At 47.1% G+C, this 10,993-nt stretch carries 8 protein-coding genes; 7 read left to right on the top strand and 1 reads right to left on the bottom strand.

Features of this window, described 5'->3' with window-relative positions; all coding sequences use genetic code 11:
• The first annotated feature begins 217 nt into the window (after positions 1–217).
• Both psaM and QUB63_RS11990 read left to right on the top strand, forming a co-directional pair.
• Positions 218–313 carry a photosystem I reaction center subunit XII gene (psaM, locus tag QUB63_RS11985; protein ID WP_293136392.1) on the top strand — a complete coding sequence of 32 codons (96 nt, stop codon included), beginning with the start codon at positions 218–220 and terminating at the stop codon, positions 311–313.
• A gap of 281 nt (positions 314–594) precedes the next feature.
• A complete protein-coding gene (locus tag QUB63_RS11990) occupies positions 595–1,011 on the top strand; it encodes a hypothetical protein (protein WP_332945339.1) in 417 nt (138 codons plus the stop codon).
• 207 nt (positions 1,012–1,218) lie between these two features.
• Here the strand turns inward: QUB63_RS11990 and ctpA are convergent, their stop codons facing one another.
• Positions 1,219–2,508: a carboxyl-terminal processing protease CtpA gene (gene ctpA, locus QUB63_RS11995; RefSeq protein WP_332945340.1), complete on the bottom strand. Its 1,290-nt coding sequence runs from the start codon at positions 2,506–2,508 to the stop codon at positions 1,219–1,221.
• Between the two features lie 581 nt (positions 2,509–3,089).
• On the opposite strand from ctpA, the gene petB reads away from it, so the two are divergent.
• From petB to QUB63_RS12020, 5 genes are all read left to right on the top strand, one after another.
• Entirely contained in the window at positions 3,090–3,758 is a 669-nt protein-coding gene (petB, locus tag QUB63_RS12000; protein ID WP_332945342.1) for a cytochrome b6, read from the top strand.
• A gap of 184 nt (positions 3,759–3,942) precedes the next feature.
• On the top strand, positions 3,943–4,425 hold the full coding sequence (gene petD / locus QUB63_RS12005) for a cytochrome b6-f complex subunit IV (protein WP_332945344.1): 483 nt from the start codon (positions 3,943–3,945) through the stop codon (positions 4,423–4,425).
• A gap of 278 nt (positions 4,426–4,703) precedes the next feature.
• A complete protein-coding gene (locus QUB63_RS12010; protein ID WP_332945346.1) occupies positions 4,704–5,753 on the top strand; it encodes a PDDEXK nuclease domain-containing protein in 1,050 nt (349 codons plus the stop codon).
• Between the two features lie 225 nt (positions 5,754–5,978).
• Entirely contained in the window at positions 5,979–6,875 is an 897-nt protein-coding gene (locus tag QUB63_RS12015; RefSeq protein ID WP_332945347.1) for a helix-turn-helix transcriptional regulator, read from the top strand.
• Between the two features lie 405 nt (positions 6,876–7,280).
• Positions 7,281–10,993: beta strand repeat-containing protein (locus QUB63_RS12020; protein ID WP_332945349.1), on the top strand; the 3,713-nt coding region annotated here is incomplete at its 3' end.

The following is a 10,993-nucleotide window of genomic DNA, read 5'->3' on the forward strand; positions in this document are numbered from 1 at the left end:
GCTTCCGTCGCAGTGTACGGGATGCAAACGGATGTAACTGATGGATGTCGCTCCTAGAAGTCCGATCGAAGATTTTTCCCACTCCCGCACTCTCCGACTCCCTCAATCCTCCCCAGACGCACTAAATTTGTTATCGAATTGTTACAAATGATTCCCAAAAGCGCCAATTTGTCTCAAATTGGTGAAAGCTCGTGCCCGCGAAAAGGAGTTTCCTCATATGTCTTTAACAGATACCCAAGTCTACGTAGCGCTCGTAGTTGCTTTGATTCCCGGAATCTTGGCTTTCCGGCTGTCAACTGAACTGTACAAGTAGTTTCGAGACACCAGTAGCGAACCGCTTACCTAGCCGGCCCTTGCAGTTAAATCTTTCTCATTACAGACAATGGCTGCCACCGTGGAGTAGATTGTTTGTGGTCAGCAAGACGAGACTGCAAGGGCAGGCATTTTTATGGGGAAATTCCGTCTTTAGCCGTCACCCTGTCTCAAAAATTTTGGCTGTGGGCACCCTGACAAACAGGGGCGGGTGTGCGTTAAGCTCAGAATTTGCTCTTTTGTGCTCTCAAACGTCAGTCTCAGGTATTTGAAAAAAAAATTATGCAAGCGATTCAACCTACCGTTACTCCACTTCGTCCTGTAAAAACCCCCCCTCGGGTTACTCCTCGTCGCAGCAGCAGCCGCCAGCGTTCCTATCCTCATCAAACGCTCGCCGCCGAAACAGGAGTCAAGTTAGCAGTCAACATGGTACTTTCAGTCTGTGCGACTTCTGCTTTGATTCAGCTTTGGCCTCACTACCGGGCTGTCCAAGAAAAGTTGCACGAAATCCAAGCTGAAGTCAATCTTACCCAAGGGCGAGTAGATAAGTCGCGATCGGACTTTAACCGCTACTTTGACCCCAGTCAGGCTAAAACTGTGATGCAAGAGCAAAGCAATCGAGTTGATCCCCAGCAGCGTCCGGTGATTTTGCAGGAGCCCGAAGCACCGGATGCGCAGGAATCCACCCCGCAGCCTTAATCGCGAGATAGTTGTGTGGTAGGATGTGCACCGCGCACACAGAAGAAAGAACAGCGCACAAAGAAGAGCGGGCGAATGGAATTCGCGCCTATACAAACACTCACGCGACGGGAGCGGGTTGAAGAAGAGCGTGCGAATTCCATTCGCCGTCTTTGCTCTCGCCGAACGTCACAAGAGCGGGTTTCCGAGGGGGTGGTTCAAATTACCTTATTCTCTTGGGTCCGCGGAGGCGGACATTGTTTGTGTAAACCTGGTTTCAACCGCCGTCTTTGCCATCACGGTTTTTTCTTTTAGCAGTTGCAGTGCGGCTTGATATTGCAAGTCTGCTTCGGTGCCGATTCGATCGCGCGCAATCGGTTCTAAAGGCACTACCCGATCGGGCGCAATCCCCAATTTGTTAATATCCGTGTGGTTCGGCGTCTCGTACTTAGCCACAGTCACAGCCAACCCGGAACCGTCAGACAAATCAAACAGCGACTGAATCAGCCCCTTGCCGAAAGTCTTTTCGCCCACCAGTTGAGCTCTGCCGTTATCTTGCAGCGCACCGGCCAAAATTTCGCTAGCACTGGCCGTTCCCTTGTTCACCAAAACAATCAGCGGATCGCCAGTCAAGGCTTGTCCAGAGGCTTCAAAACTGCCGAGAATGCCTTGTCTGTTGACCGTGTAGACGATCGTCCCGGAATCGAGCCACAGGCGCGCAATTTCAATCCCTGCTTGCAACAGCCCGCCCGGGTTGTTCCGCAAATCGAGAATGTAGGCGGCGGCGCCTTGTTTTTCCAAACGGTCGATCGCGCGGGCGACTTCCTCAGTAGCGTTAGCGCTGAATTGACTCAAGCGAATGTAGCCCAGCGGTAAATTCTCCGGCCCCGACTGCAATTCGGCGTAAACCGGATTTAGAGCAATGCGATCGCGCACCAGCTCAATTTCCTCAGGAACCTCCCTTCCCTCGCGCCCCAAGGTCAAGGTAACAGGAGTGCCGATGCGGCCGCGCATTCGAGTTGCTGCTTCGTCCAGGCTCAATTCTGAGGTGGGAGTGCCATCAATTTTCAAGATGCGATCGAGCGGTTGGATGCCGGCTTTATCCGCCGGTGAACCCGCCAAAGGAGCCACCACTGTCAGGGTATTTGTCTGGGGGTCGATCGCAATTTGCAGCCCGACTCCCGTCAATTCTCCCGAAGTGTTGACCTGCAAACTGCGGTACTGTTCCGGTTTCAGCAGTCGAGTGAAGGGATCGTCAAGATTCGCCAGCATCCCCTGAATCGCCGTGTATGTCTGCTGTCTGTCGTTGAGCGGTTCCTTGACGGCTTTTTCGCGAATCGACCACCAATTGTGATTGTTGAATTTGTCGTCCACATAAGAGCGGTTGACAATGCGCCAAGCTTCGCTCAAAAGCTGCTGTTCTGGAGTTAGCGCCGCCGCAGGCTGCACCCACGGGCTTAGAACCAGAGCAGCTTGGAGGAAGAATAAAATCGCAATCTGGAAAATTCGTCTGTGCATGATTTTTCTGTAAAAGATAGGCAAGTATCGCATCTCCTGTAATTTATAGTTTGTAGGCTTTTAAACTTTTGCGCATTGAACTAGCCCCCAGGCTTCGGTCAAAGGTGCGGCGCCAACAAAAAATTAGTTAAATGTAACATTTAATCGCAAAATCAGTGAAGTTTTATCATGTTTATTAAATTTAAGGCTGGCTCGGGCCGCTGGCTGGCTCGGACTGCGGGCTGTAGCTGGGTTCTCGGCTCAATGCCAGCTTGGGGCGGATGCTGAGCCGGCATAAACTGGTATTTCCCACTCGGCTAAAGCCTTGCTAGGGTGAAATTTGCACAGCAATTATGTTACATTTTTTATCACAGTCTGGAATTCGATCGCGCACTCGCGAGAGTAGGGACAAGCGACCGCTTAGTTTCCCAGCGCTCGCGGGCGATCGCACTATAGATTTCCTTTCGTGGGCTCCAAATTTAAAAATAGCCTCAGGCATTTGCTAGTAAAAGCAAGCTGCTCGGGGCTCGGCGACAAAAAAACATTGTGGCTGCTGCCCTGAACCTCAACCACAGCAATATTCTTTTAGGAATTCTGGCTCCATGTTTTCTAAACAAATCACCGACTCAAAAACCTACCAGTGGTTTGAGGAACGTCTGGAAATTCAGGCGCTTGCCGACGACATCACTACCAAGTACGTACCCCCCCACGTCAATATCTTCTACTGCTTGGGCGGAATTACTTTAGTTTGCTTTCTGATCCAGTTTGCCACCGGCTTCGCCATGACTTTCTATTACCGTCCCACGGTAGCAGAAGCTTTTTCTTCAGTGCAATACCTGATGAATGAGGTCAACTTCGGCTGGCTGATCCGCTCCATCCACCGCTGGTCTGCCAGCATGATGGTACTGATGATGATTTTGCACACCTTCCGGGTTTACCTGACCGGCGGCTTCAAAAAGCCCCGCGAATTAACCTGGGTGACTGGAGTCATCTTGGCAGTCCTCACTGTTTCTTTCGGCGTCACAGGCTACTCGCTACCTTGGGATCAAGTCGGTTACTGGGCTGTTAAAATCGTTTCCGGCGTACCCGAAGCCATCCCCTTTGTCGGTTCTTTGCTGGTGGAACTGCTGCGCGGCGGTGTCAGCGTCGGTCAAGGCACTTTGACTCGCTACTACAGCTTGCACACTTTTGTGTTGCCTTGGCTGATTATCGTCTTCATGCTGGCTCACTTCTTGATGATTCGCAAGCAAGGCATTTCTGGCCCGTTGTAAGTTTTGAGTTGTGGGGGCGGTATTTTTTTTGCCCCCCCGCTGAATTTTGAGTTGAAAATTCAGAATTAATAGCTCATGATATTTATTTACGGCGAATACTTCCTGCGATCGCGCCGCTGATTCAGACTAGCGAATACAGCGGAATGCCAGACCCGGGTAAAACTAAAAGGAGAACACTCTCACTATGTCTATTATCAAAAAACCAGATTTGAGCGATCCAGAGCTACGCGCTAAGCTCGCTAAGGGCATGGGTCACAACTATTACGGCGAACCCGCTTGGCCCAATGACTTGCTCTACGTTTTCCCGATCGTGATCATGGGAACGATTTCTCTGTGCGTAGGTTTGGCCGTACTAGACCCAGCTTTGGTTGGCGAACCAGCCAATCCTTTTGCTACTCCGCTGGAAATTCTGCCGGAATGGTATTTGTGGCCCGTGTTCCAACTTTTGCGCGTTTTGCCTAACAAATTGTTGGGTATTGCTTGCATGGCCGGTGTTCCCGTCGGCTTGATTTTGATTCCGTTCATCGAAAGCGTTAACAAGTTCCAAAATCCGTTCCGCCGCCCTGTTGCTACTACAGTCTTCCTGTTGGGAACTGCGGTAACTCTGTGGTTGGGTATTGGTGCTATTTTCCCGATCGACAAATCTTTCACGCTGGGTCTGTTCTAAGATTTAAGCTTGTCTGATTTTGACGCCCGCGAGTTTCCTGTAAAGTGCTTTTGTACTGCTGGGAAACTTTAGCGGGCGTCATTTTATTTGGGATTTGGGATTTTAGCCGTAGGGTGTGTCGCCCTTAAAAATCTCTGAATAAAATCAACTTTTCGAGTAGCGACGCACCTAGGTTCTGCAATAACTCTTTGTAAATAAACCCCAAAATCTCTTATAGTAATAATTGAGATAAATGGTATTTGAGCAGATCATTCAGAAACATACAGGAGAGTTAAGCTATGGTGGATAGTTTATCAATTCCAGAAGATTATCATAATTTTCTGCGGGAACTGAAAGAACGCATCCGCAATGCTCAAATACGGGCAGCAGTTGCTGTTAACCGAGAATTAGTGTTGCTTTATTGGCAAATCGGACAGGATATTTTAAATCGGCAACAGCAGCAAGGATGGGGTGCTAAAGTTATAGACAGTTTGGCCGCTGACTTGCAAAAAGCATTTCCTGAGATGAAAGGTTTCTCATCTCGCAATCTTAAGTATATGAGAAGTTTTGCGGAAACTCACCCGGATTTTGAATTTGTGCAAGAGGTGCTTGCACAAATTACTTGGTATCACAATATTGCCTTAATGGAAAAGGTGAAATTACCAAAAGAACGTCTGTGGTATGCAAGACAAACTATTGAGCAAGGATGGAGTCGAAATGTATTAGTTCATCAGATAGAAAGTGGGCTATATCGACGGCAAGGTAAAGCAGATACTAATTTCTCTCGCACTCTGCCAAGCCCGCAATCAGAATTGGCTCAACAGTTATTTAAAGACCCTTATAATTTTGAATTTCTCAGTTTAGGGAAAGCAGCGCAAGAGCGCGATTTAGAGAAGGCTTTGATTGAACGTATCCGCGATTTCTTGCTGGAGTTGGGGGTAGGGTTTGCTTTTGTAGGGAGTCAGTATCATCTAGAGGTTGAAGGGGAAGATTTTTATATTGATTTATTATTTTATCATTTACGGTTGCGTTGTTTTGTGGTAATTGACTTGAAGGTGGAAGCGTTTAAGCCGGAGTTTTCGGGAAAGATGAGTTTTTACGTTTCGGCTGTGGATGATTTGCTTAAACACCGGGACGATATGCCGACTATTGGGATGATTTTATGCAAGAATAAAAAGCAGAAAATTGTCGAATATTCTTTACGATATATGAATAAGGCGATCGGGGTTTCTACTTATCAATTGCGGGAGGCTTTGCCGGAGAAGTTGCAAGAGAGTCTGCCGAGTATTAAACAGTTGGAAGCTGAGTTAGAAGCGGTGGATGTGGAAATTGAGGAGGAGATACCGTAGGGTGCGTCGCTTGGCATAAATCTTTCTGTGCAAATCGAACATCTAGCAGCGACCCACCCTACAAGGAGCAGACTTCACCAACTTTCATTAAATTTTATTGCGAAGGCTGGACAAACAAACCGAGAATATGTAGCCTCAGTCCTCGGTATTTTTTGCATAACTGCGGGAACTTCAGACACATAGAATATAGCAACTAGAATATAGGAACTGCCCCGGGTGCAAGCTATGTCCTCAGAGAAGCCGTTAATTCTTGATTTTGCCCAGACAGAGGCGATGAAATCGATTCTGCCAAATCCCGCAATCCTGTCGAGTCACGGGGCAAATTGGGAGGGAATTCACGTCGAATATCACTCTCAGCCGCCAAACGAATCTCCCGAACACTGTCTTCAACAACACAGCATTGGCATGATACTCTCTTCAGCTATCGGGGGAGTAGCACTGAACGGGAAACGCTACGGTAGCGAACCGTGCCAAAGTGGAGAGATGTTCATCGCTGCTGCTGGTACTGATTTTCAGTCATACGCCGTCGAAAAGCAGGAATTTATTGCGATCGCCCTTGACCCTACGCAGTTCGACATTGCAGTTTGCGAATCGACAAATTCAAATCCCATTGAAATTATACCGCACTGGAAAATCCGCGATCCGTTAATTCTCGGCATAGCCTGGGCGCTCAAAACCGAACTCGAATCAGGCGGATTAAACGGTACTCTTTATGTCGATGCACTGAAAAACGCGCTTTCGCTTCATATACTGCACCGCTATTGTGCACAAAAACCGCATAGGCGAGATTTTGAAGGCGGTCTCGATCCTGTCAAATTGCAGATTGTTATTAACTACATAAATGACTACCTAAACCGAGATTTGCACATAGCTGAACTGGCTAACTTAGTGCAGATTAGTCCTTATTATTTCAGTCGTTTGTTCAAACAATCAATTGGAGTCACGCCCCATCACTACGTAACCCAGTGCCGGATCGAAAAAGCAAAAGAGTTGTTGAAAAGGCGAGATTTATCAATAACCTATATCTCGCAGCAAGTCGGGTTTCACGACCAAAGTCACTTTAGCAAGACTTTCTGCAAAATCGTCGGCTTGACTCCTAAGAAATATCGCGCTCAACTTTAACAGCGATTTGTCGTTGGGTGGGGGCAGGTTTATGAGATTGTCGGTTTTAGGCAATTATTGTCGGTGAACCTGCCCCTACAGAAATTATATCTATTTGACAGGACATGATATTAATCCTGTAGGGGCGGGTTCACCAATATCTCTAATAGAAACGAGAAAGCCTGTAAACCCGCCCCGGCCTTTAATCGCGGTCGATTGACCGGACACGATCAGAATCTGGTTGGAAATGCAGAAAACCAGCTACAAAAACCGAGTCCGTAGCCCGTGTTACAATTTTTAATCAACAATCCGAGAAATTTCGCAAGAAAATTGTATTTTTCGCAAGTTTTTCGCAAGAATTTACTATACAGCAGAGCTGGTACTTGTATATACTTACTCGCATAACATAAACCACGGGTACCAGCTATGAACTCTCAAAATCAACAGGCATCTTACGGTCAAATTCCCTTAAGTTTTATTGCAAATACTGGACAAACTGACCCTAATGTGAAATTCCAGGTGAAAGGTGCCGGTCACAGCATCTTTTTTACTCCCAACGAAATTTCTTTCGTCGCTTTCCAGCAACCAAAGGAACCGGGGAACCAAGCAACAAATTCTTCAATTGTCCGCAGCAGCTTAGCCAACAGCAACCCGAATCCGACAATTTCCGGCTTGCAACAATTGCCCGGAGTTGCTAACTTTCTTTTAGGCGAAGATTCCAGTCAATGGCACACCAACGTTCCCACATTTAACGGCGTAGTTTATCAAAACGTTTATCAAGGAATCGATCGCGTTTTTAAAGGAACCGAAGGACAACTTAAAAGCGAGTTTTTGGTAGCACCTTTTGCCGATCCGAGTCAAATTCGGATGAACTATAGTGGTGTTAATAACATCCGGTTGCGCGACGACGGATCGCTGATTTTAGAAACACCGCTAGGCGAATTAATTGATAACGCACCGATCGTTTATCAAGACATCGACGGACAGCGGGTGAATGTTACCGCTGCTTACAATTTATTAGGAAACAATCAAGTAGGTTTTAGTTTGGGAGAGTTCGATCGAACTCAACCCCTAGTTATTGACCCGGTTTTAGCTTACTCGACTTACCTAGGCGGCAGCGGCAATGAGAATGCCAACCGCATGACTGTAGATAGCACAGGTGCGGCTTACATTATTGGAACTACTTTTAACAATTTTCCGACTACTCCTGGTGCGTACCAAACTACACCAGGGGGTCAATCTGATATCTTGGTTACGAAAATTAACCCCCAAGGAACTGCCTTAGTTTACTCTACATATATTGGCGGCCCTAATAATGATGAAGGTTTTGACATTGCGGTAGACAGTCAAGGAAATGCTTATTTAACCGGACCAGTCAATCAGGGTTATCCAACTACAGCGGGTTCTTATAAACCTACAGCAAATATTACGAGTGCTGCTGTAACAAAACTCAATGTGGCTGGGAATTCGTTAGTTTATTCTACTTTTTTAGGCAGTAACGTTGTCGGCGAGAATTTTTTCGGCGGTAGCGGAAGTAGCCTCGGCAACGGCATTAAAGTAGACAATAGCGGTAATGCTTATGTTGTCGGGCCGACATACGGCAATTTCCCCACCACTGCCAATGCCTTCCAGTTTACATACCGAGGAGAACTGGATGGGTTTCTTGCTAAAGTTAATCCAACCGGCAGTGCTTTAGTTTACTCTACCTATTTAGGTGGTTCTGGTATTGATGATGCTAAAGCCATTGCACTAGATAATTCTGGTAATGTCTGGGTTACCGGAAATACCAATTCGACTAACTTTCCACTGAACTTACCTAATGATATACCTATAGTCGGTTTTGAAGCTTTTGTCAGTAGATTTAACGCGAATGGTGAACTTACTTATTCCACTTATTTAGGTGGCAGCGGTGAAGATAAAGGTAATGATATTGCTGTAGATAGTTCGGGAAATGCCTATATTGTGGGATATACCTCTTCAACTGATTTTCCTACAGTTAGTCCAATTCAAGCAGCTAATGGAGGTGGTGCTAAAGATGCTTTTATCACCAAGATAAGTCCTAATAACTCTTTGGCTTATTCAACTTATTTGGGTGGCAGCGGAGAGGAGAATGGCGATCGCATTACTGTAGACAGTGCGGGTAATGCTTATGTGACGGGAAACACTACTTCGACTAATTTCCCGACTAAGAATGCTATTCAAAGTCTCAGCGGCGGCGGGCAAGATGCTTTTGTTACGAAAATAAATTCATCTGGTTCTGCCTTAGTTGATTCTACTTATCTTGGCGGCAGCGGGAACGACTTTGGTGGTGGTATTGCGGTAGATACTTCTGGTGCAGTTTATGTGGCGGGAGGTACTGCTTCTACTAATTTCCCAACAGCAACTCCTTTACAAGCCGCAAATGGGGGAGGTGTTGCTGATGCTTTTATTACTAAACTAATTCCTGGCGGGCCGCAGGTAAAGATTGTTGAGTCGGGCGGCAGCACTAATGTAGCTGAAAGCGGCACGACGGATACTTATACAGTTGTGCTGACTAATCAGCCTGCCGCAAATGTGGCGATCGCACTCAACACCGGCACAGAAATTAAGCCGATTGCTGGCATTAGTTTCACTCCAACTAATTGGTTTTTACCGCAAACGGTGACTGTGGGTGCAGTTGATGATGGCGTCGCAGAAACTTCGCCGCACACTGGCGCTATTACCCACACTGCTATCAGTACCGATGCTAATTATAACGGTGCGACTGCAAGTTTTACGGTTAACGGTACTGCTGGCAATACTGTCAATGCTAACATCACCGATAACGACATCGCAGGCGTTACCATTACTCCTGCTACTACGACTGCGACGGAAGGCGGTGCAACCGGAATTTACACCGTTAAATTAAATACTCAACCGACTGCACCTGTTACCATTAACGTGGCTACAGGCAGTCAAATTAAACCAATTACGGCACTGACTTTTACCGCGACTAATTGGAATGTCGCTCAAACTGTGGCGGTGGCTGCTGTTGACGATAATTTAGTTGAAGGAAATCATACGGGTGCGATCGCCCATACTGCTACCAGTACCGATGTTAAGTATAATGGCGTCACAATTGGGGGTGTCAGTGTCGCCATTACCGATAACGATACTGCAGGTTTCAGCGTTGCACCTACCAAGATCACTGCTACAGAAGGCGGTGCAACTGGCAGTTACAAAATCCAGCTAAATTCGCAACCTTCTGCACCAGTTAATATTAGTTTCAATACTGGGAATCAACTTAGCCCGATCGCCACACCGATTACTTTTGACAGCACTAATTGGAATGTTCCCAAAACTGTGACTGTCAGTGCGATCGATGACAGTTTAGCACAAGGAACGCACAGCGGCACGATCGCTCACACAGTTACCAGTACCGATGCCAATTATAACGCCAAAGCGATTCCCGATGTGACGGCATCGATTACTGATAACGATAGCCCGGGTGTTTCCATCGTGCAATCGGCAGGAAGTACAAATATTGCTGAAGGCGGTGCAACTGATACCTACGGCGTGGTTTTGACTAGCGCACCTGCTGCAAACGTTACGATTAATTTTGACACTGGGAGTCAAATTAGTGCGATCGCACCTCTAACTTTTACGCCCACTAATTGGAATGTTGCTCAAAATGTGACTGTTAAGGCGATCGATGACAGCATAGCCCAAGGAACCTACAGCGGCACGATCGCGCACAAGTCTGTCAGTACAGATACCAAGTATAACAACCTGACAATTTCTCCCGTAACTGCCACGATTGCTGACAACGATACGGCAGAGGTGATTGTTACACCTGCGAGTACAACTGCTACTGAAGGCGGTGTCACAGGCAATTATACACTCAAGCTTTCTTCGCAGCCGACGGCACCTGTGACGATTAGCTTTGATACGGGCAGTCAAATAAGTGCGATCGCCTCTGTTAGCTTCGACTCTACTAACTGGAATGTGGCGAAGTCAGTCACAGTAACGGCTACAGATGATGCGGTTGTGGAAGGAAATCATGCGGGCAGTATTTCTCATAGCGCTACGAGTGCTGATAGCAAGTATAGTGCGATCGGCATTCCGGCTGTGAATGTCGCCATTACCGATAACGACACTGCGCCGACGCCCACGCCAACACC

It is taken from the genome of Microcoleus sp. ARI1-B5, from assembly GCF_036705795.1.
GTDB lineage: Bacteria > Cyanobacteriota > Cyanobacteriia > Cyanobacteriales > Microcoleaceae > Microcoleus.

Bases quoted from the DNA above. Each gene is read 5' to 3' on its own strand.
- petB (WP_332945342.1), top strand. From the start codon at position 3,090: ATGTTTTCTAAACAAATCACCGACTCAAAAACCTACCAGTGGTTTGAG.
- ctpA (WP_332945340.1), bottom strand. From the start codon at position 2,508: ATGCACAGACGAATTTTCCAGATTGCGATTTTATTCTTCCTCCAAGCT.
- QUB63_RS12010 (WP_332945346.1), top strand. From the start codon at position 4,704: ATGGTGGATAGTTTATCAATTCCAGAAGATTATCATAATTTTCTGCGG.
- QUB63_RS12015 (WP_332945347.1), top strand. From the start codon at position 5,979: ATGTCCTCAGAGAAGCCGTTAATTCTTGATTTTGCCCAGACAGAGGCG.
- QUB63_RS11990 (WP_332945339.1), top strand. From the start codon at position 595: ATGCAAGCGATTCAACCTACCGTTACTCCACTTCGTCCTGTAAAAACC.
- petD (WP_332945344.1), top strand. From the start codon at position 3,943: ATGTCTATTATCAAAAAACCAGATTTGAGCGATCCAGAGCTACGCGCT.
- psaM (WP_293136392.1), top strand. From the start codon at position 218: ATGTCTTTAACAGATACCCAAGTCTACGTAGCGCTCGTAGTTGCTTTG.